This window comes from Salinispora vitiensis (genome assembly GCF_000378825.1).
GTDB lineage: Bacteria > Actinomycetota > Actinomycetes > Mycobacteriales > Micromonosporaceae > Micromonospora > Micromonospora vitiensis.
The window spans coordinates 4,890,216-4,915,510 of record NZ_KB900388.1; the positions used below are offsets into that span (position 1 = coordinate 4,890,216).

Consider the following 25,295-nt stretch of genomic DNA (forward strand, 5'->3'; position numbering starts at 1 on the left):
TCGCGGTGGCCGTCGTCCTGGAGTCGGGAGGGCGTGACCGTAGCCGGGCCGGCGCCGAGGAGTACGCGGCCGAGTGGGCCCGCGCCGTACGCCGGCTCGGCTTCGTCCCGTTCAGTGCTGCGGAGACCCAGCGGCTGCTGCACCTGCACACCGTCCGGCTGGCCCAGGCGCTGCGCGCCGAGCCGTTCTCGTCCCAGCCCGCGGCCCAGGTCGGCCAGGCGCTGGCCGAGGCGCACCTGACCGAGCCGGGGGTGCTCGACTGGTCGGTCCGGGCGCTCGGTGACCGGTTCCTCGCCCGGGTGCTGCCCGACTTGGTCGGTACGGAGGAGGCGGCGACCCGGGTCGCGGCGTTGCAGGGCGCGATGGCAGCCGGTTTCGCCGGCGCGCTCCGGGACCGCACCTTCACCCAGCAGGAGCGGATCGCCCGCTCGGCCTGGCAGGCGCGGGACGAGGTGGAACAGGCGTTGCGGGACAGCGAGGCCCGGTTCCGCGCGGTCTTCTCCGGTGCCGCCATCGGGATCGGCATCGGTCTGGTCGATGGCCAGATCATCGACGTCAACCAGGCCTTCGCCGACATGCTCGGCTACCCGATCGAGGAGTTGCGGCGGCGCAACGTGGCGTCGCTGTTCCACCCCGACGACGCGGCCGGAATCTGGGAGCTGTACCAGGAGGTCATCGAGGGCAAGCGGGACACCGTCCGGCTCGAGAAGCGGTACTACCGCAAGGACGGCACCACCGTCTGGACCGACTTGGCGGTGTCCCTGGTTCGATTTGACGACGGCCGACCCCGGTTCACCGTCGCGGTGGTCGAGGACATCACCGAGCGCTACGAGCTCCAGCAGCGGCTCCGGTTTCAGGCACTGCACGACCCGCTCACCGGCCTGCCCAACCGGACCCTCTTCTTCGACACCCTCGGGACGGTCTTCGACAACGCCGGCGCCGGTCACCCGGTCGGGGTCTGCTTCCTGGATCTGGACGGGTTCAAGGCGGTCAACGACAGCCTCGGTCACGATCTGGGCGACCAGCTGCTCGTGGTGATCGCCGACCGGTTGTCGGACTGCGTCGCCGGGTTCGGGCATCTGGTGGCCCGGATGGGAGGCGACGAGTTCGTCATCCTGGTCGACGACGGGGAGTCCCTCGACGACGTGGTGAGCGTCGCGGAGGCCGCACTCGCGGCCGTGGCCGCACCGATCCGGATCGGTGACCATCAGCTCATGGTGTCGGCGAGCATCGGCATCGTCGAGTGCCCGGTGCATACGACCGACCCGTCGGAGCTGATGAAGGCCGCCGACACCACGCTGTACTGGGCCAAGGCCGAGGGGCGTGGCCGGTGGGCGGTCTGGGACCGGGAGCGAAGCGCGCGGGAGATCGCCCGATCCACGTTGGCCGCCGGACTGCCGGCGGCCCTGGAGCGGGATGAGTTCGTGCTGGACTACCAGCCGATCGTCTCCCTGCAGGACGGTTCGATGCTGGCGGTGGAGGCGCTCGTCCGCTGGCAGCATCCCAAGCTGGGTCGGCTTGGCCCAGCCCGGTTCATCGGGCTGGCCGAGGAGACCGGGTTGATCGTCCAACTGGGGGAGTGGGTGCTGCGCCGGGCGTGCCGGGACGCCGACGCCTGGCGACGCGAGGTTCCGGAGACCCGCCTGGTCGTCAGCGTCAATCTCGCCGCGCGTCAGGTGGAACACCCCGGCATCGTGGACGTGGTGGCGGAGGCGTTGACCGACAGTGGGCTCCCCGCCGAGCTCCTGCAGCTGGAGCTGACCGAGAGCGCCGTGATGGGTACCGCGGGGGAGCCGCTGCGGGCGTTGCACCGGCTCGCCGGGCTGGGGGTGGGGCTGGCCATCGACGACTTCGGCACCGGCTACTCGAATCTGGCGTACCTGCGCCGGTTGCCGATCCGGTCGCTGAAGTTGGCGGGCCCGTTCGTGGAGGGACTTCGCGAGGGCGGAACGGAGCAGGCGGCCGGCCATCGGGACGAGCAGATCGTGGACGCCCTGGTGCGGCTGGCGCGGGCGCTCGGGTTGTCGGTCACCGCGGAGGCGGTGGAGACCGGGGTGCAGGCCGAGCGGCTGCGGGCACTGCGGTGCGACACCGGGCAGGGCTACTGGTTTGGTGTGCCGGGGCCGGCGGGTGAGATCACGGCCCGGCTCCGTGAGCGGGGAGCGGTGGCGCGGAACCCATCGGGTACGGCAGATCACCGTACGTGAGAGAGAGGTCGGATCCCGCGCCACCGCTCCGCCGGGCGTTGCCGAGCGCCCGGCGCTGGCCCGTCCGGACCGGGCCTGGTCACCGCAGTCAGGATGCGGCCGGGGCGGGCAGTGGGGCAAATCATTTCGGGCGGCAAGTGCCGGTCCGGGAGGGTCCGGAGCGCGATGGGCGCCACGCGGTGTCGAGGTCGCGGCGTTAGGCTTGCGCCATGACCGTCCGTGCGCCGTTGACCCCTGGCACGCTCTCTCCCTGGCGACAGGTGCCCGCCCACATTCCCCGACCCGAGTACGTGGGCAAGAAAGAGCCCAAGCAGTGGCGTGGATCACACGTGCAGACGCCGGAGACCATCGAGCGGATGCGGGCCGCCGGACGGTTGGCGGCACAGGCCATTGTGCTCGCGGGCGAACACTGCAAGCCGGGGATCTCCACCGACGAGATCGACAGGGTGGTGCACGAGTTCCTCTGTGACCACGGCGCCTACCCGTCAACGCTGGGCTACCGGGGATTCCCCAAGTCCTGCTGCACCAGCCTGAACGAGGTTATCTGCCACGGCATCCCCGACTCGACGGTGCTCCAGGACGGTGACATCATCAACGTCGATGTCACTGCCTTCCTCGACGGGGTGCACGGCGACACCGATGCCACCTTCTGTGTGGGTGAGGTGAGCGAGGAGGTCCGGTTGCTCGTCGAGCGGACCCACAAGGCGACGATGCGAGGCATCCGGGCGGTCGCCCCCGGTCGGCAGATCAACGTGATCGGTCGGGTGATCGAGTCGTACGCGAAGCGCTTCGGCTACGGCGTGGTGCGGGACTTCACCGGGCACGGCATCGGCGAGGCGTTCCACAGCGGGCTCTACGTGCCGCACTACGACAGCCCGCGGCCCACCGACGTGATGGAGCCGGGTATGACCTTCACCATCGAGCCGATGATCACCCTCGGCACCTACCAGTACGACATGTGGGATGACGGCTGGACCGTGGTGACCAAGGACCGGAAGTGGACCGCCCAGTTCGAGCACACGATTCTCGTGACCGACGACGGCTACGAGATCCTCACCCTGCCGTGACCGAGACTCCGGCGGCGCTGCGGGAGGCACACCACGCGGACGTCTCCGGAGGCTGGCTGCGCCCCGCGGTCTTCGGGGCGATGGACGGGCTGGTCACCAACATCGCCCTGATCGCGGGGGTGGGGGGCGGTGGGGTGTCGGCGCGGGCCGTGCTCCTCACCGGCACCGCCGGCCTGGTTGCCGGCGCCATCTCGATGGGGCTGGGGGAATACACCAGCGTCCGGTCGGCCAACGAACAGGTCGCCGCGGAGGTGGCCAAGGAGCGGCGGGAGCTGGAACGGCACCCCGAGGTCGAGGCGCGCGAACTGGCGGACACCTGGGTGGCCCGCGGCCTGCCCCGGGAGCTCGCGACGCAGGTCGCGGAGGCGGTGCGGCGCAACCCCGAGGAGGCGTTGCGGGTGCACGTCCGGGAGGAGTTGGGCGTCAACCCGGACGACCAGCCGAGCCCGTGGGCGGCGGCGTTCTCGTCGTTTGTCTGCTTCTCCGTCGGCGCCCTGGTGCCGCTGCTGCCCTATCTGCTCGGCAGCACCAGTCTCTGGCCGGCGCTCGGCGTCGGCGGCCTCGGCCTCTTCCTGGCCGGCGCGATCGTCGCCCGGTTCACCAGCCGGCGCTGGTGGGCGGCGGGCCTGCGTCAGCTGCTGCTGGGTGGCCTCGCCGCCGCCGCGACCTACGGCATCGGCACGCTGATCGGTATTCAGGGCGGGCTTTAGGAGGAGGCGGCTACCCGGCCACGGGTACCAGCCGGAAGAGGTGGATCTCGCGGTCGCCGGCCCGCTGCACGTAGGTCTGGTAGGCCGGCCACTCGGTCACCAGTAGCTGCCAGAGTCGGTCCCGCTCGGCGCCCTCGGGCGTGTCGGCGCGTACCGGAAAGCGGCGCCCCTTGATGTCCACCTCGGCGTGGGGGCTGGCGAGCAGGTTCAACGCCCAGGCGGGCTGGTGGGTCTGTCCCCAGTTCGACCCGACCACCACGTAGCCGTCTCCGTCCGGCACGTACAGCAGGGGGTTGCTGCGGGGCTGGCCGGAGCGACGGCCGGTCGTGGTGATGACCAGCGACGGGAGAAGCCCGAGGGCGACCACCCGCCCGCGGCTGAGCCGCCCGACCGCGCGGTCGATTGGGACGAGGAGCCGGGCGGCGGTGCTGAACCAGCGGTGGTGGCCGACCCGGCGGGTGAGGGAACCCAGAATGGACATGGGAGCATTCTGCCGACCTGCGGCCCGCGTCGATGCTCCGGGCCCGCGGTCGGTGACCGTCGCCGAACGGGGTCAGGCGGTCCTTCCGGGGAAGGACGTGGTCAGGGGGGTGATCCCCGCGGTTCGCCGCCAGCGGGTGGCCCGCACCGCACAGTCAACCAGCGCCGCGAGCGCACGTTCTCGCTCGGCGCCGCTGGTGGCGGCCACCGCCGCCTGCCAGAACCCCGCCGTCCGTTCCTCGACGGCAACGGCGAGCCGGAGGGCGCTCGCCTCGTCGGTGACGGGGAACGGCAGGGCGTAGCCGGCCTGGTCGGCCGGGAGGCTGGCACCGGCGTCGGTGAGGTGCAGCACCAGGTCGTCTCGGCGGCGCCGGTGTGTCGCCTCGGCATCGCGGGCCGCCTCCTGGGCGGGGCCGGTCAGGCGTACGCCGATCGGGCCGTAGGCCCAGATGGCGGCGTATTCGGCGGTCAGGGCCGCGGCGTGGGCGGAACTCGCGCCCGGGGTGGGGGTGTTCACTGCAGCGCCTCCAGGTGGCTGGCGCGGGCGGCGGCGATGCTGGCGAGCAGCGCGGCCCGCCCGGCCGGTGCGGCCAGGCAGGCCCGGGCGGCCGAGTCGCCGGCTGTCTGCTCGCGTTCGCGTAGCCCGGTGAGGGTCGCGTCGGCGTCGGCGTCGGCGGGGGTGCTGGTGGTCGGGGTGGCCGACGGTAGGGCCACCTTGGTGATCCGGGCCAGCTCCGCCGCGTGCGCGGCGTGCGCTTCGGCGATCGGCGCCAGCCGGCCGGCCAGCGTGGGGTGCGTCGTGGCGGCGTCCCGGTAGGTCGCGGCGAGCGCGAGCGCCTCATCCACCATGGGGGCGAGTGGGTCAGGTGGGGTTGGTTCCTGGTTGAACGGGTCACAGCCGGTGAGCGACGGTACGGCGCTACCGAGGGTCAGGAGGGCGCCTACTCGTAGCACTTTTCGTCGGGAATGTCTCATTGTTCGGTCCGGAAGTGGGTCCGGCTGCGTCGTTTTGCCCATCACCGTCCAAGTCAACACCATGTTGGCCCCCCTCGCGTTGGCAGGAGTCGGTGCGCCGGCCCATCCGACTGACGGGCAGCGCGTTACGCTCTGCGCAACCACCGGCGCGTCCGCCCCGGTGGCGTGTGGCTATGGCGACCGACCGGGCGCCGCCAACAGCAGATAGGGGCGCTAGATGAGCCAGCGTGGCCGGGCCACCAGGCCCACCGGGCCGACGGCGCGACCGCGGCGTACGGGTGGCCAGCGCAGCGCCGGTCGGGTCGGCCGCGGCGGTGATCTCGCCAGCCGGCGGGCTCGGTTGCACGAGGTCGTCGAACCAGTCATCGGTGCGGCCGGATACGACCTGGAGGAGCTGTCGATCTCCCGGGCCGGCCGGCGCCACGTGGTGCAGGTGATTGTCGACGCCGACGGTGGTATCGACCTGGACGGCGTCGCCGACGTCTCGCGGGCCGTCTCCGCCGCCCTGGACGCGGCCGAGGAGGAGCGCGGGGACCTCGTGGCCGGCGAGTACCAACTCGAGGTCAGCTCGCCGGGCGTGTCCCGCCCGCTCACCCTCCCCCGGCACTGGCGGCGGAACGCCGGCCGGCTGGTACGGGTCCTGGTGCGGGGTGGGCCGGACGCCGGCGACCGCCAGGTTACCGGCCGGGTGGTCGAGGCGGACGATGAGCAGGTGATGTTGGAGACCGACGCCGGCCGGACGGCGTGGCGCTACGCCGAGTTGGGCCCAGGACGGGTGCAGATCGAGTTCACCCGCCCGGGCGAGGCGGATGGCGCTGACGGCGCTGACGAGGCCGGCGATTTCGACGACGACGATGATGATGTGGAGGGCGAGGAGAGGTGAACATCGACCTCGCGGCGCTGCGCGCACTGGAGCGTGAGCGGGAAATCCCGTTCGACACGATCCTCGCGGCGATTGAGACCGCGCTGCTGACGGCGTACCGGCACACCGAGGGTGCGCAGCCGCACGCCCGGGTGGAGATCGACCGTAAGACGGGCGCGGCCTTGGTCTTCGCCCAGGAGGTGGAGCCCGACGGCGGTGTGGTGCGGGAGTGGGACGACACCCCGCACGACTTCGGTCGGATCGCGGCGATGACCGCCAAGCAGGTGATTCTTCAGCGGCTGCGGGAGGCCACCGACGAGGTGCATTTCGGCGAGTACGTGGGCCGGGACGGGGACCTGGTGACCGGGGTGGTCCAGGCGCACGAGGCGCGTGCCGAGAAGGGCATCGTCAGCGTGGACCTGGGCAAGCTGGAGGGGGTACTGCCCCAGTCCGAGCAGGTCCCCGGTGAGCAGTACGCGCACGGCGAGCGGGTGCGCTGCGTCGTGGTGCACGTGGCCAAGGGCGTACGCGGTCCGCAGGTGACCCTGTCCCGCTCGCACCCGGCGTTGGTGAAGAAGCTCTTCGCCCTCGAGGTGCCGGAGATCGCCGACGGCACGGTGGAGATCACCGCGATCGCCCGTGAGGCAGGCCACCGCACGAAGATCGCCGTCCGCTCCACCGCGGCGGGGGTGAACGCCAAGGGCGCCTGCATCGGGCCAATGGGTCAGCGGGTGCGGGCGGTCATGGGCGAGCTGCACGGGGAGAAGATCGACATTATTGACTGGTCGGAGGACCCGGCGGCCTTCGTCGGCAACGCGCTCTCGCCAGCCAAGGCCCTCCGGGTGGAGGTGGTTGACCTGGCCTCCCGTACCGCCCGGGTGACGGTGCCGGATTTCCAACTTTCACTGGCTATTGGGCGAGAAGGGCAGAACGCCCGGCTTGCCGCCCGGTTGACCGGTTGGCGGATTGATATTCGCTCCGACGTCGAGCCGGCCCGTCCGGCGGGCGACGCCGATGTCGATCACGTCCCGGAGCCGGGCCGCGCGATCTCCGGGGGCTAGGGGTAGACTTTCCCAGTGGTACGACGCGCGCTGCCGGAGCGCACCTGTGTGGGTTGCCGGTCTCGAGCGTCAACCAAGGAACTGCTGCGGGTTGTCGCGGTGGGTGCCGGGGCTGGTCACAGCCTCCGTCCCGACCCAGCCCGCAGAATGCCGGGTCGGGGGGCGCACGTGCACCCAGACCCGGCCTGCTTCACGCAGGCGGTGCGGCGTCGTGCTTTCGGGCGGGCGCTGCGCGTCACCGGGGTCCCCGACCACGGTGAGCTTGCGAGGCATCTCGATGCGCCAACCACGACGTCCGGCCAACCCGACCGGACGCGGGTCGCTAGCAAGGTAGGACGACCGACATGAGCACACGATGAAGTCGCAGAAATGACCAGGCTTCAAGTGCACGAGTGAGGTCGCTGCGGGTGCTGCCCGCACGACCTCGGAATGAGGAGTGCAGTGGCAGGAAAGGCCCGCGTACACGAGCTCGCCAAGGAGCTCGGGGTCGAAAGCAAGACCGTTCTCGCCAAGCTCAAGGAGATGGGCGAGTTCGTGAAGTCCGCGTCCAGCACTGTCGAGGCGCCGGTCGCCCGACGGTTGCGTAACGCGTTCGTCAACAACGCCGGCTCGCCCGCGCCGGCAGCCCCGCCGGCGGCGACCCCGCCGACCCCGACCCCGACCCCAACCCCAACCCCTCCCCGGGCCCCGACCCCGGCGCCGCCTCCGGGCGGATCCCGCGTCACGGCCAAGCCCATGCCGCCGCGGCGGCCGGGTGCCCCGACGCCCGGCCCGAAACCCAAGGGTCCGGTTCCGGGTCCGCCGCAGGCCGCGACACCGGCCGCCAAGCCGGCGAGCGCCCACGACATTGAGGTGGCGGCCGCCGAGGCGCGTGCCGCCGCGCTGAAGGCCGAGCAGGAGGCCGCGGTCAAGGCCGCGCAGGCTGCCCGGCAGCAGCAGCGGGAGAACGTCCGGCGGGAGCCGCCCACCGAGGGTGGTCCGCGCCCGGGTCCCCGCCCCGGTCCCGGCACGATGCCGCCCCGGCCCGGCTCTCCGGCCGCCGGACGTTCCGGCGGGCCCACTCCGGGCCCCGGGCCCCGGTCCGGCGGTCGTCCGCCGGCGCGTGGCGCCGGTAACAACCCGTTCGGCATCCAGGGCGGCCAGCAGCGTCCCCCGGCCGCCGGTGCGGGTGGCCCGCGGCCGAGCCCGGCCTCCATGCCGCCGCGGCCGAGCCCGGCCTCCATGCCGCCGCGGCCGAGCCCGGCCTCCATGCCGAGCCAGCGTCCCGGCCGCCCCGGCGGTCCCGGTTCCGGTCGTCCCGGTGGTGGTGGCGGCGCCGGTCGTCCCGGCGGCGGCGGTGGTGGTTACCGCGGCGGCGGCGGCGGTGGCGGCGGTGGTGGTTACCGCGGCGGCCCCGGCGGCGGTGGCGGCGGCGGTGGTGGTTACCGCGGCGGCCCCGGTGGTGGCGGCGGCGGTTTCCGCGGCGGCCCCGGTGGCGGTCGTCCCGGTGGCGGTGGCCGTGGTCGCGGTGGCGGTGCCGCGGGTGCCTTCGGGCGTCCCGGTGGTCGGCCGACTCGCGGTCGCAAGTCGAAGAAGCAGCGCAGACAGGAGTTCGACAACCTGTCGGCCCCGACCATGTCCTCGGGTGCGCCCCGGGGCCAGGGTCAGACCGTCCGGTTGTCCCGCGGCGCCTCGCTGTCGGACTTCGCCGACAAGATCAACGCCAACCCGGGTTCGCTGGTCCAGGAGATGTTCAACCTGGGCGAGATGGTGACCGCGACCCAGTCCTGCTCCGACGACACCCTGTTGCTGTTGGGTGAGCACCTGGGCTTCGTCGTCCAGATCGTCAGCCCGGAGGACGAGGACCGCGAGCTGCTCGCGCAGTTCAACATCGACCTCGACGCCGAGGTGGCGGAGGACCGTCTGGTCAGCCGGCCGCCGGTGGTGACCGTCATGGGTCACGTCGACCACGGTAAGACGAAGCTTCTGGACGCGATCCGGAAGGCGAACGTGGTGGCCGGCGAGGCGGGTGGCATCACCCAGCACATCGGCGCCTACCAGGTCCACGTACCGCACGAGGACCAGGACCGGGCGATCACCTTCATCGACACCCCCGGTCACGAGGCGTTCACCGCCATGCGTGCCCGTGGCGCCCAGGTCACCGACATCGTGATCCTGGTCGTTGCGGCCGACGACGGGGTGATGCCGCAGACGATCGAGGCGTTGAACCACGCCAAGGCGGCCGACGTGCCGATCGTGGTGGCGGTCAACAAGGTCGACAAGCCGGACGCCAACCCGGACAAGGTTCGCCAACAGCTGACCGAGTACGGACTGGTCGCCGAGGAGTACGGCGGCGACACCATGTTCGTCAACGTGGCGGCCAAGCCCGGTACCGGGATCGACAGCCTGCTCGAGGCGGTCCTGCTGACCGCGGACGCGTCGCTGGAGTTGACCGCTCCGACCGACGGCCCGGCGCAGGGTGTGGCGATCGAGGCGCACCTGGACAAGGGCCGGGGCGCGGTGGCGACGGTGCTGGTGCAGAAGGGCACCCTGCGGGCGGGCGACTCGATCGTCGCCGGTGGGGCGCACGGCCGGGTTCGGGCGATGCTCGACGAGAACGGTAACCAGGTCGCCGAGGCGGGTCCGTCTCGTCCGGTGCTGGTGCTGGGTCTGACCGCGGTGCCGGGGGCGGGCGACACGTTCCTGGCCGCCGAGGACGACCGCACCGTACGGCAGATCGCCGAGCAGCGGCAGGCGCGGCGGCGGGCGGCGGCGTTCGCCAACTCCCGCGGTCGGGCCACCCTCGAGACGCTCATGGAGCAGCTCAAGGCGGGCGAGAAGACCTCGCTCAACCTGGTGCTCAAGGGCGACGTCTCCGGTTCCGTGGAGGCGCTCGAGGATGCCCTGTTCAACCTCGACATCCCCGAGGAGGTCCAGCTACGGATCATCCACCGGGGCGTTGGGGCGATCACCGAGAGCGACGTCATGCTCGCGAGCGCCTCGTCGGAGGCGGTCACGATCATCGGCTTCAACGTGCGGGCCGCCAACAAGGTCCGCGAGATGGCCGACCGCGAGGGCGTGGAGATGCGGTACTACACCGTCATCTACCAGGCCATCGAGGAGATCGAGGCGGCGCTCAAGGGCCTGCTCAAGCCGGAGTACGAGGAGGTCGAGCTGGGCACCGCGGAGGTCCGCGAGGTGTTCCGTTCGTCCAAGGTCGGCAACATCTCCGGTTGCATCGTCCGGTCGGGTCTGCTCCGACGCAACGCCAAGGCCCGACTGCTACGCGACGGCGCGGTGGTGGCGGACAACGTCACCATCAGCTCGCTCAAGCGGTTCAAGGACGACGCGACCGAGGTGCGCGAGGGCTTCGAGTGCGGTCTGACCCTGGCCGGTTTCAACAACGTCCAGGTCGGCGATGTGATCGAGACCTTCGAGATGCGGGAGAAGGCGCGCGCCTGATCCGGTAGGGACACAGGTCAAGGGGTTTACGCCAGGCGGCGTAAACCCCTTGATCATGTCCGGCTTCGTCCGTAGTCTCCGGGACGATGTTCACCGGAACTGCGGTATTCGACCTTCTCCTGCCGGGCGACTCCCGGTCGCTGAAGGCCAAGAGGTCCTACGTTCGGCCGATCGTGGCGGCGCTGCGCCGCGTCGAGGTCTCCACCGCCGAGGTGGGGGCGCTCGACCTGCACGGGCGGGCGGAGATTGGCGTCGCGGTGGTGGCCGCGACGGCGGCGCACGTACGCGAGGTGCTCGACTCGTGTGAGCGCCTGGTTGCCTCCCGTCCCGAGGTGGAGCTGTTGTCGATGCGGCGGCGACTGTACGGCGCGGACGACTGATCCACTGGCGTCGCTGCGGGGCTGCCCCGTGGGCGGTCACCGCACCGGCGACGTACGGGCGGACCGGCGGCGCGGGTAGTGTTCGTGGTGATGGCCGGCGGTTTGGGCACTCCGGGTGCCCGGCGGCCGGGAGCGGTACGCCTGGAGGTGGCGAGATGTCGGATCCGGCCAAGGTGCGCCGGCACGCGGAGCGGGTGCGTGAGCTGGTGGCGTCGGTGGTGCGTAGCCAGATCAAGGATCCCCGGCTTGGCATGATCACCATCACGGATGCGCGGATCACCGCCGACCTCCGCGACGCCACAGTTTTCTACACGGTGCTCGGCGATGCGGCCGCCCAGGCGAGCACCGCCGCGGCGTTGGAGAGCGCCAAGGGCATGTTACGCAGCACCGTGGGGAAGGCGCTGGGGCTGCGCCACTCGCCGACGCTGACCTTCGTCCTGGATGACGTTCAGGACCAGGTCAAGCACATTGACGACCTGCTCGCCCAGGCCCGCCACGCGGATGCCGAGGTGCAGCGCCTCGCCACCCGGGCCGAGTATGCGGGTGAGTCCCAGCCGTACCGGCTGGAGGAGGAGTCCGAGGCGGCCGGGGACGAGGTGCCGCCGCCGGGCGGGGAGCAACGGTGACCGACTCCGCCGCCGGGGCGCGGTCCGCGCCGACGGAGGCCGACTGGGCGGCGGCGGTGGCCGCGGTCCGGGCAGTGCCGGCCGCAGGGCGGGTGCTGCTGGTCTGTCATGTGAACCCGGACGGCGATGCCCTCGGCAGCATGCTCGGCTTCGCTCTCGGCCTGCGCCGGCTTGGTCTGCGACAGGTACAGGCCGCCTTTCCCGGCCCGCCGCAGCTCCCGGAGCCGCTGCGCGGGCTGCCCGGTGAGCAGCTGCTGGTTCCGGCGGCGGAGGCGGTTGCCGATCCGGACCTTCTGATCAGCTTCGACGCGGCGAGCGAGTCCCGGTTGGGGGAGCTGGCTGACCGGTTGACGACCGCCGGCAGCACGTTGGTGCTCGACCACCACGCGTCGAACCCCGGCTTCGGCGCGATCAATCTGGTGGAGCCGGGGGCGGCGGCCACCGCGGTGCTCGTGGACGAGCTGCTCAACCGGCTGGGGGTGCCGCTCGACGCGGAGATCGCGGAGTGTCTCTACGTGGCGTTGACCACCGACACCGGTTCGTTCCGGTACGCGGCCACCACCGCGGCGGTGCACCGGTTCGCGGCCCGGCTCCTCGCCACGGGCATTCGTCCCGGTGAGATCTCCCTCCGCGTCCTGGACACCCGCCCGTTCGGTGCCGTGCGGCTCTGCGCCGAGGTGGTCGGCCGGGCCCGGCTGGAGCCCGCCGCGGCGGGCGGTCACGGCCTGGTGTGGACCTGGGCGAGCCAGGAGGACCTGGCCCGGCACGGGCAGCCGGCGTACGTGCTGGAGGCGCTGATCGATGCGGTGCGGTGCACGGCGGAGGCCGACGTGAGCTGCGTGGTGAAGCAGACCGCCGACGGCGAGTGGGCGGTGTCGTTGCGGAGTAAGGGCGCGGTGGACGTGAGCCGGGTGGCGATGGCCTTGGGCGGCGGAGGGCACCGGCTCGCCGCGGGCTTCACCGGCCGGGGCGGCGCCGACGAGGTGCTGGAGGCGGTCCGACGGGAGCTGGCCGAGGCGCTACTCGCCCCGACCGGCGGTTGAGGGGCGGCCGCGCGGTGTCGGTCTGGTCGGCTTCGCGGTAACAGTCGGGTAGCCCTGCGCTAGCTGTCGTTATGCCCTGCGTTAACGGTCGGGGTGCCTTGCGGCAACGGTCAGGTCAGTCTTGCGGTTAACTGCTGGCTGGCCTTTCGGCTGATGATCGGCGACAAAGATCAGGGTCGGCTTACGGGTGTTCGGTCTTCCCGCCGTTGGTAACGATGGGCAGAATTGCGGAATGGAACAGCCCTGTGACCTGACCATCGAGGCGCCGCGCGCCTGGGATCGTCCCGCTGTCACCGTGCCGGTGCTCGTCTGCCTGTCGTTGGTGGGTGGCCGGTTTCCGTCCTTCTCGATTGAGGCGAATCTGTGGACGCTCGGTACCGGTGGTGTCCTGATCTGGCTCGGCCTGGGTAACCGGGTGCCCCGGCGACCCGCGCCGGTTCGGCTGGACCGGGGTGCGGTGTGGTGGACGTTGCCGGTGGTGGTGTTCGTGGTCTTCGAGGGGGCCACCTTCGCGGCTGCTGCCGGTGATGATTTCCCGACTTTCTCCCTGCTGGCGGATCCACTGCTGGAGGACGGGGTGATCCGTTCGGCGGGTTGGCTGGCCTGGTTGTCCGCATTCTGGGGGCTGGTGCGGCGATGATGCGGACACTGGCGATCGGCGGTTTCCTGGTGGCGGTGGCGCTCTTTGTCGCGGTGGAGTTGGCGGCCCGCCGGGAGGGGTCCCGCATCCCCACCCTCGGTGAGGTCTGCGCGTACGTCATGCGGTACGAGGTCGGCTCGGTGCCGGTCGGCCGGATTGGGCTCTTCGGTTTCTGGTGGTGGCTGGGCTGGCACTTCCTGGCTCGTTGAGGTGCCGTTTTCGCGCTGGCCGGCGACCGGCCCCCGGAGCTCTGGCTCCGCCCGGATGATGGGAACAGCCGGCGGTGGACAGACCTGAACGATAGCTTGGGTATTGACCGATGCCGTGCTGACGGTGCTGGTCGTGGGTGGTGGGGCCGTACCCGGCGTCGCCGCTCTCCAGGGTCGGACCGACCCGGGCTCGCTGCTCCGTGCGCTGCTCCGGCAACCCCGGACGCCCGCGGGTGGCAGACCTTGCCCGTGAGTTCCACCGCTGCATGGTGGCTCGCGCCCTGGAAGGGGTTTCCCATGCCGAACAAGCCCAAGCCCGACACCGCTGACGAGGCGCGTGAACAGCTGCGCCGTGCGCTGCAGACCTCGATGGACACGCGCCAGTGACGTCGCCGACCGGCTGACGCCCTCTTCGACGGGCGGCGCTGGCCGCCCGTTGTCCGGCGCCGCGAACCGCTGGTAAGTGATTGTCCGGTTTGCGGTCCTTACCGGGCCGTGCCAGGATCGGCGACGATGAACCCGCCGGCCGCCTCCGCAACCCGCTCCGCCTCGCCCCGCCGGATCGCCGCGCTCGCCCTGCCCGCCCTCGTGGTGCTCGCCGCCGAACCGCTGTACGTGCTGGTGGACACGGCGGTGGTGGGACACCTCGGCCGGGTCCCGCTCGCCGCGTTGGCGATCGGCGGCACCGTGCTGACGCTCATCGCCTGGCTGGGCACGGTCGTCGCCTACGGCACCACCGGACGCTCCGCCCGGCGGTTCGGGGCTGGTGACCGCACCGCCGCCGTCGCCGAGGGGGTCCAAGCCTCCTGGCTCGCGCTCGCGGTGGGGGTCTTCGTCGCAGTCGGCATGCAGGTCGGCGGCGGCGTGCTCGCCCGTGCCCTCGTCGGGGCGGACAACGACGTGGCGGAGGCCGCCGCGCAGTGGCTGCGGATCGCGGCGCTCGGCGCACCGGGTCTGCTCCTCGCCGCTGCTGGCAACGGCTGGCTGCGGGGCGTCCAGGACACCCGGCGGCCGCTGTGGTTCGTACTCGGCCCGAGTCTGCTCTCCGCGGTGCTCTGCCCGGTGCTGGTCTATCCCGTCGGGCTCGGCCTGCCCGGATCGGCGGTGGCCAACGTCGTGGCGCAGACGATCTCTGGTGCGCTCTTCGCCGGGGCGCTGGTCGCCGAGCGGGTGGCCCTCCGCCCCCGGCCCCGGGTCCTCGCCCAGCAGCTTGTGCTCAGTCGGGACCTGCTCATCCGCGGCGTCGCCTTCCAGGCGAGTTTCCTCTCCGCCACCGCGGTGGCGGCCCGTTTCGGCGCGGCGGCGGTCGGTGCCCACCAGATCGTCCTGCAACTCTGGTTCTTCACCGCCCTGGTGCTCGACGCGCTCGCCATCGCCGCGCAGGCCCTGGTCGGCGCCGCGCTGGGTGCCGACGACGCGGCCGCTGCCCGTGGACTGGCCCGCCGGATCGGATTGCTCGGCGCCGGCTGCGGCGTGGCGTTCGCGCTGGTAATCGCCGCAGGCGCCGGAGTGGTACCGGGCTGGTTCAGCGCCGATGGGCAGGTCCGCGCGGAGGCGATGGTGGCCTGGCCCTGGTTCGTCGCGATGTTGCCGCTGGCGGGCGTCGTCTTCGCCCTGGACGGGGTGTTGATCGGTGCGGGGGACATCCGCTACCTGCGGAACCTCACGATCGTGGCGGCGCTGGGAGGATTTCTGCCGGCCATCTGGCTGGCGTACGGACTGGACCTCGGACTCGGCGGGATCTGGGCTGGGCTCACCTTTTTCGTGGTGCTCCGGCTGGCCGCCCTGCTGCTGCGCCTGCGCTCCGGTCGTTGGGCGGTCGTCGGCGCGGTCCGGACCTGAGGCCGGCCGAGCGTCCGCTCCACCGTCGGCTGAGCTGGCCGGGCCGGACCCGCTGGGCGGGCCCAACCACCGGCCCGTGCCGCCAACCGCTTGGGTCAGGACAATTTGGGTAGCAGGACGTACACCGCCATCACCAGCGCCAGGGTCACGGCGAAGGACACGACGAAGCCGACCACCTTCATCGTGTTCGGGAAGCGTTGGTACAGCCGCCGTCGGGCCTGCCACACCTGCCACCGGCGGCGCAGGGCGGTGGCACCCGGGAGCGCGAGCAGTGCGGTGGCGATCCGGTCTCCAGCCGTGCGCCGAGCGGGCGGTGGGTCGAGCATCCAGGCGGGGAGACTGGGCGGCTGCTCCGGCTGGTGCAGCCGCGGGAACCGGCTCTGGCTCTGGGGCGACATGGATACGAACCTCCGGTGGGCTAGATGCCCCTTCGTAGCAGTAGGTGTCAATGCGACTCGTCGCGGAAGGAGCGGGTGGGTGGCACGGACGTCCGAGTGGGCGTCCCGGTGCCGGCCGGGCCCGCCCGTCTGGCAGGCTTGGCGGTCGTGAGCGCAGACGGACTGATCGTGGTCGACAAGCCCGGCGGCATGACATCGCACGACGTGGTGGCGCGGGTGCGCCGGCTGGCCCGGACCCGGCGGGTCGGGCACGGTGGCACGCTCGACCCGATGGCTACCGGGGTCCTGGTCCTCGGCGTAGGGCGAGCCACCCGGCTGCTGACCTACGTCATCGGGGCCGGCAAGAGCTACGCCGCCACGATTCGGCTGGGACAGGCGACGGTCACCGATGACGCCGAGGGGGATGTGATCTCCAGCGCCCCGGCTGGTCAGGTGAGCGAGGAGGCGGTTCGGGCCGTGCTGGCGGCGCAGACCGGTGCGGTGGACCAGGTGCCGAGCGCGGTCAGCGCCATCAAGATCGACGGTCAGCGGGCGTACCGCCGCGTTCGGGAGGGGGCCAGTGTTGACCTGCCGCCCCGGCGGGTCACCATCTCCCAGCTCGACGTACGGGCGCTGCGGCGCGACGAGCCGGACGTGGTGGACGTGGACGTGGACGTCACCTGCTCCTCCGGCACGTACGTGCGGGCGATCGCCCGGGACGCCGGCCAGGCGCTCGGCGTCGGCGGGCACCTCACCGCACTGCGGCGTACCGCCGTGGGCGGTTTCACCCTGGCCGAGGCCGCTACCCTCGATGAGCTGGAGCGCCGGGTACCCGAGGTGGTCACGCTCTCCCTCGCGGCGGCGGCCGACCGGTTCTTCCCGCGCCGGGAGGCGACCGCCGAGGAGGAGCGGGTGCTCTCCCACGGCGGTCCGTTGGACCCGGCGGGGATCGACGGCCCGTACGCCGTCTTCGGCCCGGCGGGCGGGTTGGTCGCTATCGTCAGCGAGCGGGCCGGTCGGGCCCGTGCCGAGATCGTGCTGGCCCCGGCCTGACGGCGCGGCGGTCGGGACAGCGACAGGGGAGGAGCGTTATGCAGCGGTGGCGGGGGTACGACGCGGCGCCCGGCGGTTGGGGCCGGTCGGTCGTCACCATCGGGGTCTTCGACGGCGTGCACCGGGGGCACCAGGCGATCATCGGGCACGCGGCGGCGCGGGCTCGCGAACTCGGCGTCAAGTCGGTGGTGGTCACCTTCGATCCGCACCCCGCCGAGGTGGTGCGTCCGGGTTCGCACCCGGCGGTGCTCACCGAGCCGGCCCGGAAGGCCGAGTTGATCGAGGCGCTCGGCGTGGACGTGCTCTGCGTGGTGCCGTTCACCCCGGACTTCTCCCGGCTGTCGGCGGAGGCGTTCGCGCACGACGTTCTGGTCGAGCACCTGCACGCCGCGCTGGTCGTGGTGGGGGAGAACTTCCGGTTTGGGCATCGGGCCGCGGGGGACGTGGCGCTGCTGGAGCAGCTCGGCCGGACCTTCGGCTACGCCGTCGAGGGGGCACCCCTGGTGGCCGAGGCGGGGACGGTCTTCTCCTCCACGTACATCCGGTCGTGTGTCGCCGCCGGGGACGTGGTGGCCGCTGCCAGCGCCCTGGGGCGGCCGCACCGGCTGGAGGGCGTGGTGGTCCGCGGCGACGGGCGCGGTCGCGAGCTGGGCTTCCCCACCGCGAATCTGCTCTGCCACCGGTACGCCGCGGTCCCGGCCGACGGCATCTACGCCGCCCGCCTGGTGCGGCGGGGTCAGCGGGAGCCGCTGCGGGCGGCGGTGTCGATCGGCACGAACCCGACCTTCTCCGGCCAGGAACGGCGGGTCGAGGCGTACGTGCTCGACTTCGACGCGGACCTGTACGGCGAGCGGCTGGCCCTGGACTTCGTGGCGCACCTGCGCGGGCAGGTCCGCTACGACTCGGTTGAGCCGTTGGTGGCCCAGATGGCCGAGGACGTCGAGCGCACCCGCCAAGCCCTGGGGTGAGCACGGAAGGTGATCCGGTTCGACACCCCGGTCCGCCCCTGGCCCGGAGCTTCCGAACCGGCTGGTAGCCTGACAGGGACGTCGGCCGACCGACGTGGGTCCTGGCGTGCCTGCACGACGCCGCGGGTGCGAGGACCGTCCGCCGCCGGGCTTCGCCCGGCCATCCGGGCGAAGCCCAACCTGGCGGACCCAAAACCGATCAACCCACCGAAACAGGGAGAACATGGCGCTCGACCAGCAGGACAAGGCCAAGATCCGCGAGGAGTACGCGACCGTCGAGGGTGACACCGGTTCGCCGGAGGTCCAGGTGGCCGTCCTCACCAAGCGGATTGCGGGTCTGACCGAGCACCTGAAGGTGCACAAGCATGACCACCACAGCCGCCGCGGGCTGCTGCTGCTGGTCGGCCGCCGCCGTCGGCTGCTCAACTACGTGCAGAAGAAGGACATCAACCGCTACCGGTCGCTCATCGAGCGGCTCGGTCTGCGCCGGTGACGTGACGGGGGAGTGGCCGAACGGCTGCTCCCCCGCTCCGGTTCACCGCCAGAAACTCCGACAATCAGGGCCGCACGACCCCCCGACCACCGGGAGCCGGTCAGCGCACCGGTCTCCGGTAGTGGCCTCCGGGCATCCGGCACCTTGCCGAACCGCCCGGGCGCTTCGATCGAAGACCGGCCGTCTGAGCAGCTGCGCGTCGCGGTCCGTAGACGCGAAGGAGCGCAACCACAGATGACCGAGAGCAACCTCGGTACTCAGTCTCGTACCGCCACGATCGACAACGGGGCCTTCGGCACCCGTGTGATCACCTTCTCCACCGGCCGGCTGGCCCGTCAGGCCGCCGGCTCCGTCGTCGCCCAGCTCGGCGAGACGGTCGTCCTCTCCGCCACCACCGCCGGTCGGCAGCCGAAGGAGCACTTCGACTTCTTCCCGCTGACCGTCGACGTCGAGGAGCGGATGTACGCGGCGGGCCGGATCCCCGGTTCGTTCTTCCGCCGGGAGGGGCGCCCCAGCGAGGACGCGATCCTCACCTGCCGGCTGATCGACCGGCCGCTGCGCCCCTCGTTCGTCAAGGGCCTGCGCAACGAGGTCCAGGTCGTCGAGACCGTCCTGGCGCTCGACCCCAGCCACCCGTACGACGTGGTGGCCATCAACGCCGCCTCGATGTCGACGAAGCTCTCCGGCCTGCCGTTCTCCGGCCCGATCGGGGCGACCAGGATGGCCCACATCGACGGCTCCTGGGTTGCCTTCCCGACCCACGAGGAGCTGGAGCGCGCCACCTTCGACATGGTGGTCGCCGGCCGCGCCCTGCCCGACGGCGACGTCGCGATCATGATGGTCGAGGCGGAGGCCACCGAGCACACCGCGAAGCTGGTCGCCGACGGCGCCGCCGCACCAACCGAGGAGGTCGTGGCGAGCGGGCTGGAGGCAGCCAAGCCGGCCATCCGTGAGCTGTGCCGCGCGCAGAGCGAGCTGGCCGAGGTGGCGGCGAAGCCGGTCGCCGAGTTCCCGGTCTTCCTCGACTACTCCGACGACGCGTACGACGCGGTCGCGGAGCTGGCCCGGGAGGACGTGGCCGAGGCCCTGAAGATCGCCGGCAAGGCCGACCGCGAGGAGGCCCTGGACCGGATCAAGGCCCGGGTGCTCGAGGAGCTCGGCCCGCGCTTCGAGGGTCGGGAGAAGGAGCTCTCCGCCGCGTTGCGGTCGCTGACCAAGTCCGAGGTCCGCAACCGGGTGCTGCGCGAGCAGGTCCGCATGGACGGCCGTGACCCGCGGGACATTCGCCCGCTGACCGCCGAGGTCGGGGTCCTGCCCCGGGTGCACGGTTCGGCGATCTTCGAGCGGGGCGAGACCCAGATCATGGGCGTCACCACGCTGAACATGCTCCGGATGGAGCAGTCCCTGGACACGCTCTCCCCGGAGAAGTCCAAGCGTTACATGCACAACTACAACTTCCCGCCGTACTCGACCGGGGAGACCGGCCGGGTCGGCTCGCCGAAGCGGCGGGAGATCGGCCACGGGGCGCTCGCCGAGCGGGCCCTGATCCCGGTGCTGCCCTCGCGCGAGGAATTCCCGTACGCGATCCGGCAGGTCTCCGAGGCGCTCGGCTCCAACGGCTCGACCTCGATGGGCTCGGTCTGTGCCTCGACGCTCGGCCTGCTCTCCGCCGGGGTGCCGCTGAAGGCGCCGGTCGCGGGCATCGCCATGGGCCTGATCTCCGACGAGGTCGAGGGCAAGACCCGGTACGTGACGCTGACCGACATCCTCGGTGCCGAGGACGCCTTCGGTGACATGGACTTCAAGGTCGCCGGTACGCCGGACTTCGTCACCGCGCTGCAGCTCGACACCAAGCTCGACGGCATCCCGTCGGACGTGCTCGCCGCGGCGCTTCAGCAGGCCTACGAGGCTCGGCAGACGATCCTGCAGGTGATGCAGGCGGCGATCGAGGCGCCGGCCACGATGAGTGACTACGCGCCGCGGGTCACCACCGTCAAGATCCCGGTGGACAAGATCGGCATGGTGATCGGCCCGAAGGGGCAGACGATCAACGCCATCCAGGACGAGACGGGCGCCGAGATCTCGATCGAGGACGACGGCACCATCTACGTCGGCGCGACCAACGGCCCCGCGGCGCAGGCCGCGGTCGAGCGGATCAACGGGATCGCGAACCCGACCCTGCCGAAGGTGGGCGACCGCTTCCTCGGCACGGTGGTGAAGACCGCCGCCTTCGGCGCGTTCGTCTCGCTGCTGCCCGGCCGCGACGGTCTGCTGCACATCTCCAAGGTGGGCGACGGCAAGCGCGTCGAGAAGGTTGAGGACTTCCTCAACGTCGGTGACAAGGTCGAGGTGGAGATCGCCGACATCGACCAGCGGGGCAAGGTCTACCTGGACAAGGTGCGCCCGGAGGGCGCCGAGGCCCCGGCGGAGGGCGCCGGCGAGCGGCCGGCGGGTCGGGACCGGGGCGACCGGGGACCGCGCGACCGTGGTGACCGCGAGCGCGGCGGCCGGGGCCCGGACCGTGGCGACAGCGGCGAGCGTGGCGACGGCGGTGAGGGCGGCGAGTCGCGTCCGCGTCGCCGTACCCGGCGCAGCTGACCGTCGGACCAGCGCACCATCCACCCCTCGTCGAACCGGGAGAGCCCTTCGTGAGCCGGACTGTCTCCGTACCGTCCACACCGGAACGACGGGGGGTGGCCGCGTTTCGGGGCGCTCCCGGCGGCGCGGCCAGCCGCGCCGTAACCCGTACGCTCAGCGACGACCCGTTGGGTGGCACGGTCCGCCGGACCGTGCTCCCCAGCGGGCTGCGGGTCCTCACCGAGGCCATTCCCGCGATGCGCAGCGTCTCGTTCGGCATCTGGGTGTCGGTCGGCTCCCGGGACGAGACCGGCCCCCAGTCCGGTGCCGCCCACTTCCTTGAGCACCTGCTGTTCAAGGGGACACACCGGCGGTCGGCACTGGAGATCTCGTCGGCGATCGAGGCGGTCGGCGGCGAGACCAACGCCTTCACCACGAAGGAATACACCTGCTACTACGCGCGGGTGCTCGACGACGATCTGCCCCTCGCCATCGACGTGATGTGCGACCTGGTCGCCGACTCGGTGCTGACCCCGGAGGACGTGGAGGTCGAGCGGGGCGTGATCCTCGAGGAGATCGCCATGCACGACGACGAGCCCGGCGACGAGGTGCACGACCTCTTCGCCCGGGCCGTCTACGGTGAGCACCCGCTCGGCCGGCTGATCTCGGGGACGGAACAGACGGTCACCCCGATGACCCGGCGACAGATCCAAGGCTTCTACCGGCGGCACTACACCCCGCCCCGGATCGTCATCGCCGCCGCGGGGAACCTGGACCACTCCAGCGTGGTCAAGCTGGTCCGGCAGGCGCTGCAGGGCACGCCGCTGGACACCGACCCGGCGGCGCCTGCGACGTACCGGAGCGCCACCCCGGCGGTACGCACGCAGCCGGCGACCACCCTGGTGGGGCCGAAGGAGACCGAGCAGGCGCATGTCGTGCTCGGCTGCGACGGCATCGATCGGCGGGATGAGCGTCGGTTCGCCCTCGGGGTGCTGAACAACATCCTCGGCGGCGGCATGTCCAGCCGGCTCTTCCAGGAGATCCGCGAGCAGCGGGGACTGGCCTACTCGGTCTACTCCTACGCCAGCCAGCACGCCGACAGCGGCCTGTTCTCCGTCTACGCCGGCTGTGCGCCGGGTCGCGCCAACGAGGTGTTGGAGTTGATCCGTGCGGAGTTGGCCCGGATGGCCGCCGACGGACTCACCGCGGCCGAGCTGGCCCGGGGCAAGGGCATGAGCAAGGGCGCGTTCGTGCTGGGCCTGGAGGACAGTGGTTCCCGGATGAGCCGGCTGGCCAAGGGGGAGCTGCTCTACGGCGAACTGATGCCGGTGGACACCCTGTTGGCCCAGGTGGACGCGGTCACCCTGGCCGACGTGAACGCACTCGCCGCGGAGTTGCTGCGGCGCCCGATGTCGCTGGCGGTGGTGGGTCCGTTCGGCGAGTCCGACTTCGCCGCCGGAGTGACCCCGACCACCCCCGCCTGACCACCTCCGAATCGCTGCCCCAGCCGGAGCGCCGGCACCGGGAATCCCGGGCCGCGGTCCATCGGGCGACCCCGACCCACCCGGGCGATGCTCGTGTCCCGGCTGGGATAGGTTGTCGGCTGTGACTGACGAGCAGGACAAGAGCGCGGACGAGCCACTCCGGGTCGGGGTGCTGGGCGCCCGTGGCCGGATGGGCATCGAGGTGTGCAAGGCGGTGGACGCGGCCCCCGACATGGAGTTGGTGGCCATGGTCGACCAGGGCGACTGGTTGTTCAACGCCTCCGATGCCGGAGCCGAGGTGGTCGTCGACTTCACCACCCCTGACGTGGTCATGGACAACCTGCACTGGTGCATTGACCAGGGCATCAGTGCCGTGGTCGGCACCACGGGCTTCACCGAGGCGCGGCTGGAGCGGATGCGCGGCTGGCTGGCCCGCAAGCCGGGAGTGGGCGTGGTCGTCGCCCCCAACTTCGGCATCGGGGCGGTGCTGATGATGCAGTTCGCCGAACGGGCCGCCCGCCACTTCGAGTCAGTCGAGATCATCGAGCAGCATCACCCGCGCAAGCTGGACGCGCCGAGCGGTACCGCGACGCACACCGCGCGCCTGATCGCGGCGGCCCGCGCCGCCGCCGGTCAAGGTCCGGCACCAGACGCCACCCGGGACGAGGTGGCCGGTGCCCGCGGCTGCGACATCGACGGCGTACGCGTGCACTCGGTCCGCGCCACCGGCCTCGTCGCCCACCAGGAGGTGCTCTTCGGCGCCACCGGCGAGACGCTGACCATCCGGCACGATTCGTACGACCGGGCGTCCTTCATGCCCGGCGTGCTGCTGGCCGCCCGCGAGGTGCGCAACCGGCCGGGCCTGACGGTCGGCCTGGACGCCCTGCTCGACTGAGCGGATCGCCCCGGGCCGTCGGTGCGCCCGGGGCCGTCAGTGCGCCGGGGCCGGCGATTCCGCGGGGATCGCGACGTGTAGTCGTAACTGGGCGACCAGCATGTCGTCCACGTCCAACGCGCGGGTCGCCCCGTCCGGCTCCCACCCGGTGCCGGTCAGAAACCCCCGGGTCGCCGTGTCGGCGTCGAACGCCCACGCCACCGCGCGGGTGAATCCGTCCTCACGCCAGTGGTCCACCGCCGCGGCGAGTAGCCGGCTGCCGTGCCCGCGCCGACCCCAGCGCGGCTCGACCAGCAGGTCGGTGACCGCGACCACGTCCGGACCCAGCGCTTCGGCGGGTTCGCCGGGCGCCTGGGCCTCGACGTCGGCCGGGCCGGAGGCGGCGAATCCCACCAGATACGATTGCTCGGCCTGTTCGACGGCGACCAGCACCCGGTGGGCGGCCGAGGGCGGCTCTTGCACCGCTGCGGTCCACCGCCGGGCCAGCCACGCCTCGTCGAGGTTCGCGAGCACCTGCCGGGGCAGGATGCGGCGGTACGCGACCCGCCAGGTTGCGAGCTGGATGCGTGCGATTTCGCCGGCGTCCTGCGGACGCGCCGGGCGGACGTACCCGAGAGCCATGGCACGAAAGCCTACGCAGGGTGGAGGAGGCGACGATGGCGCAGGGTGCCAAGCGGACGGTCAGACAGGCGATCGGTGTGGTCGGGCTCGCTGTCGGGGTGGCCCTGTTCCTGTCCGTGGCGGCCGCACGGCACGGGTTTTTTGACCTTGGGGTCTACTACGGTGCGATCCGTTACTGGGTGCATGACGGCGGGGAGATCTACGACTTCCTGCGCCCGTTCACCCAGTACGGCTTCACCTACCCGCCGTTCGCAGCCCTGGTCATGCTGCCGATGGCGTACGTCTCCTGGAACGTGGCGATCGTGCTGAGCGTCTCCGCGAGCGTGGTGGTCACCCTGGCGCTGCTCTGGTGGCTGCTGGACCCGATCTCGCGCCGTGCTGGCTGGACCCGCTGGTTTGCCATCGCGGTAGCGCTCTGCCTCGCCGCGGCGTACGAGCCGATGCGGGAGACGGTGAACTTTGGCCAGGTCAACATGCTGCTGCTGTTTCTGGTGGCTGTTGATCTACTGCGGCTACTGCCGTCGGGTAGCCGGTGGGCCGGTGCCACCATCGGCCTGGCCACCGCGATCAAGCTGACCCCGGGGATCTTCATCGTCTACCTGCTGGTGACCGGACGCTGGCGGGCGGCGGTCACCGCGATGGGTACCGCCGCCGGCGCGACCCTGTTCGCCGCCGCCCTCTTCCCGGACGCCTCCCGGGTGTTCTGGACCGAGGCGCTGTGGAACACCAACCGGGTGGGCGAGCTCTCCTTCGTCTCCAACCAGTCCCTGCGCGGAGTGGTGGCCCGGCTGAACCCGGAGGATCCGAGCACCGTCGCCTGGCTGGCGTTGGTGGTGGTGGTACTGGCGCTCTGGGTGTGGCGGGCCCGGTCGGCGGTGGCGGTCGGTGACGAGGCGACCGGGCTGGCGTTGACCGGTGTGCTGATGTGTCTGGTCAGCCCGGTCACCTGGGTGCACCATCTGGTCTGGCTGCTGCCGGCGCTCATCCTGTTGGTGGACAACGCGATGGCCGCGCCCGCCGGCAGCCGTCGGCGGCGCCGCCTACTGGCGGCCGTGGGCATCGCGTACGCGTTCCTGATCAGCCGGATCGTGTGGGCCTGGCAGCGGGACTTCACCGGGATCGACGGCTTCCTCGGCAGCAACACGTACGTCTGGATCAGCCTGGCCCTGCTGGCGTTCCTGCCGATCCGGACCGCGACGCACCAGACCGCGGTCGAGACGGCCGGGCAGGAGGAGGAGGGCCGAACCCGGAGCGGTGTCGTACCGGTGACCTAGTCTCCTCGCG

General features: G+C 71.8%; 25 protein-coding genes. 20 read left to right on the forward strand and 5 right to left on the reverse strand.

The window, feature by feature from the left end; all coding sequences use genetic code 11:
* Positions 1-5 precede the first annotated feature (5 nt).
* From SALPAC2_RS0123130 to SALPAC2_RS0123140, 3 genes are all read left to right on the forward strand, one after another.
* Complete coding sequence (locus SALPAC2_RS0123130) at positions 6-2,207, forward strand: putative bifunctional diguanylate cyclase/phosphodiesterase (protein WP_018219001.1); 2,202 nt, start codon at positions 6-8, stop codon at positions 2,205-2,207.
* Between the two features lie 209 nt (positions 2,208-2,416).
* Positions 2,417-3,274, forward strand: coding sequence for a type I methionyl aminopeptidase (gene map / locus SALPAC2_RS0123135; RefSeq protein ID WP_026185059.1), 858 nt, complete (start codon positions 2,417-2,419; stop codon positions 3,272-3,274).
* Entirely contained in the window at positions 3,271-3,984 is a 714-nt protein-coding gene (locus SALPAC2_RS0123140; RefSeq protein ID WP_018219003.1) for a VIT1/CCC1 transporter family protein, read from the forward strand. The genes map and SALPAC2_RS0123140 overlap by 4 nt, the downstream gene beginning before the upstream one ends.
* Before the next feature lie 10 nt (positions 3,985-3,994).
* Here the strand turns inward: SALPAC2_RS0123140 and SALPAC2_RS0123145 are convergent, their stop codons facing one another.
* From SALPAC2_RS0123145 to SALPAC2_RS0123155, 3 genes are all read right to left on the reverse strand, one after another.
* Positions 3,995-4,465: a nitroreductase family deazaflavin-dependent oxidoreductase gene (locus tag SALPAC2_RS0123145; RefSeq protein WP_018219004.1), complete on the reverse strand. Its 471-nt coding sequence runs from the start codon at positions 4,463-4,465 to the stop codon at positions 3,995-3,997.
* Between the two features lie 72 nt (positions 4,466-4,537).
* Positions 4,538-4,981 (reverse strand): ferritin-like domain-containing protein, encoded by a 444-nt coding sequence (locus SALPAC2_RS0123150; RefSeq protein WP_018219005.1) that lies wholly within the window; start codon positions 4,979-4,981, stop codon positions 4,538-4,540.
* Complete coding sequence (locus SALPAC2_RS0123155; protein ID WP_018219006.1) at positions 4,978-5,418, reverse strand: hypothetical protein; 441 nt, start codon at positions 5,416-5,418, stop codon at positions 4,978-4,980. Before SALPAC2_RS0123155 ends, SALPAC2_RS0123150 begins: the two co-directional genes overlap by 4 nt.
* A 238-nt stretch (positions 5,419-5,656) precedes the next feature.
* Between SALPAC2_RS0123155 and rimP the strand changes: the two genes are divergently transcribed.
* The 10 genes from rimP to SALPAC2_RS0123210 all read left to right on the forward strand — a co-directional run bounded on the left by rimP (position 5,657) and on the right by SALPAC2_RS0123210 (position 15,543).
* Positions 5,657-6,322 (forward strand): ribosome maturation factor RimP, encoded by a 666-nt coding sequence (gene rimP / locus SALPAC2_RS0123160; protein WP_018219007.1) that lies wholly within the window; start codon positions 5,657-5,659, stop codon positions 6,320-6,322.
* Positions 6,319-7,362 (forward strand): transcription termination factor NusA, encoded by a 1,044-nt coding sequence (gene nusA / locus SALPAC2_RS0123165; RefSeq protein ID WP_018219008.1) that lies wholly within the window; start codon positions 6,319-6,321, stop codon positions 7,360-7,362. The genes rimP and nusA overlap by 4 nt, the downstream gene beginning before the upstream one ends.
* Before the next feature lie 15 nt (positions 7,363-7,377).
* Positions 7,378-7,710 (forward strand): YlxR family protein, encoded by a 333-nt coding sequence (locus tag SALPAC2_RS26600; RefSeq protein ID WP_026185061.1) that lies wholly within the window; start codon positions 7,378-7,380, stop codon positions 7,708-7,710.
* Positions 7,711-7,803: 93 nt separating this feature from the next.
* Positions 7,804-10,803 carry a translation initiation factor IF-2 gene (gene infB / locus SALPAC2_RS0123175; protein ID WP_018219009.1) on the forward strand — a complete coding sequence of 1,000 codons (3,000 nt, stop codon included), beginning with the start codon at positions 7,804-7,806 and terminating at the stop codon, positions 10,801-10,803.
* An 86-nt stretch (positions 10,804-10,889) separates the two neighbouring features.
* Positions 10,890-11,183 (forward strand): DUF503 domain-containing protein, encoded by a 294-nt coding sequence (locus SALPAC2_RS0123180; protein WP_018219010.1) that lies wholly within the window; start codon positions 10,890-10,892, stop codon positions 11,181-11,183.
* A 155-nt stretch (positions 11,184-11,338) separates the two neighbouring features.
* Positions 11,339-11,809, forward strand: a complete 471-nt coding sequence (rbfA, locus tag SALPAC2_RS0123185; protein WP_018219011.1) for a 30S ribosome-binding factor RbfA — start codon at positions 11,339-11,341, stop codon at positions 11,807-11,809.
* On the forward strand, positions 11,806-12,852 hold the full coding sequence (locus SALPAC2_RS0123190) for a DHH family phosphoesterase (RefSeq protein ID WP_018219012.1): 1,047 nt from the start codon (positions 11,806-11,808) through the stop codon (positions 12,850-12,852). Before rbfA ends, SALPAC2_RS0123190 begins: the two co-directional genes overlap by 4 nt.
* 232 nt (positions 12,853-13,084) lie before the next feature.
* The gene (locus SALPAC2_RS0123195) at positions 13,085-13,492 is read left to right on the forward strand and encodes a hypothetical protein (RefSeq protein WP_018219013.1); all 408 of its coding nucleotides are present in this window, start codon (positions 13,085-13,087) and stop codon (positions 13,490-13,492) included.
* Entirely contained in the window at positions 13,492-13,701 is a 210-nt protein-coding gene (locus SALPAC2_RS0123200; RefSeq protein WP_018219014.1) for a DUF6186 family protein, read from the forward strand. The genes SALPAC2_RS0123195 and SALPAC2_RS0123200 overlap by 1 nt, the downstream gene beginning before the upstream one ends.
* 513 nt (positions 13,702-14,214) lie before the next feature.
* On the forward strand, positions 14,215-15,543 hold the full coding sequence (locus SALPAC2_RS0123210; protein ID WP_018219016.1) for an MATE family efflux transporter: 1,329 nt from the start codon (positions 14,215-14,217) through the stop codon (positions 15,541-15,543).
* Between the two features lie 95 nt (positions 15,544-15,638).
* On the opposite strand, the gene SALPAC2_RS0123215 is transcribed toward SALPAC2_RS0123210, so the two are convergent.
* Positions 15,639-15,941 (reverse strand): hypothetical protein, encoded by a 303-nt coding sequence (locus SALPAC2_RS0123215; protein ID WP_018219017.1) that lies wholly within the window; start codon positions 15,939-15,941, stop codon positions 15,639-15,641.
* Positions 15,942-16,037: 96 nt separating this feature from the next.
* Here SALPAC2_RS0123215 and truB point away from each other — a divergent pair, with 96 nt between their 5' ends.
* From truB to dapB, 6 genes are all read left to right on the forward strand, one after another.
* Entirely contained in the window at positions 16,038-16,973 is a 936-nt protein-coding gene (gene truB, locus SALPAC2_RS0123220) for a tRNA pseudouridine(55) synthase TruB (protein ID WP_026185063.1), read from the forward strand.
* A gap of 38 nt (positions 16,974-17,011) precedes the next feature.
* Positions 17,012-17,941 carry a bifunctional riboflavin kinase/FAD synthetase gene (locus tag SALPAC2_RS0123225; protein ID WP_018219019.1) on the forward strand — a complete coding sequence of 310 codons (930 nt, stop codon included), beginning with the start codon at positions 17,012-17,014 and terminating at the stop codon, positions 17,939-17,941.
* A gap of 223 nt (positions 17,942-18,164) precedes the next feature.
* Positions 18,165-18,434: a 30S ribosomal protein S15 gene (gene rpsO, locus SALPAC2_RS0123230; RefSeq protein WP_018219020.1), complete on the forward strand. Its 270-nt coding sequence runs from the start codon at positions 18,165-18,167 to the stop codon at positions 18,432-18,434.
* A 234-nt stretch (positions 18,435-18,668) separates the two neighbouring features.
* Positions 18,669-21,032, forward strand: coding sequence for a polyribonucleotide nucleotidyltransferase (locus SALPAC2_RS0123235; protein WP_018219021.1), 2,364 nt, complete (start codon positions 18,669-18,671; stop codon positions 21,030-21,032).
* A gap of 95 nt (positions 21,033-21,127) precedes the next feature.
* Positions 21,128-22,495, forward strand: coding sequence for a M16 family metallopeptidase (locus tag SALPAC2_RS0123240; RefSeq protein WP_018219022.1), 1,368 nt, complete (start codon positions 21,128-21,130; stop codon positions 22,493-22,495).
* A gap of 121 nt (positions 22,496-22,616) precedes the next feature.
* Complete coding sequence (gene dapB, locus SALPAC2_RS0123245) at positions 22,617-23,390, forward strand: 4-hydroxy-tetrahydrodipicolinate reductase (RefSeq protein ID WP_018219023.1); 774 nt, start codon at positions 22,617-22,619, stop codon at positions 23,388-23,390.
* A 36-nt stretch (positions 23,391-23,426) separates the two neighbouring features.
* Here the strand turns inward: dapB and SALPAC2_RS0123250 are convergent, their stop codons facing one another.
* Entirely contained in the window at positions 23,427-24,011 is a 585-nt protein-coding gene (locus SALPAC2_RS0123250; RefSeq protein WP_018219024.1) for a GNAT family N-acetyltransferase, read from the reverse strand.
* A gap of 35 nt (positions 24,012-24,046) precedes the next feature.
* On the opposite strand from SALPAC2_RS0123250, the gene SALPAC2_RS0123255 reads away from it, so the two are divergent.
* Positions 24,047-25,285 (forward strand): glycosyltransferase 87 family protein, encoded by a 1,239-nt coding sequence (locus SALPAC2_RS0123255; RefSeq protein WP_018219025.1) that lies wholly within the window; start codon positions 24,047-24,049, stop codon positions 25,283-25,285.
* Positions 25,286-25,295: the final 10 nt, after the last annotated feature.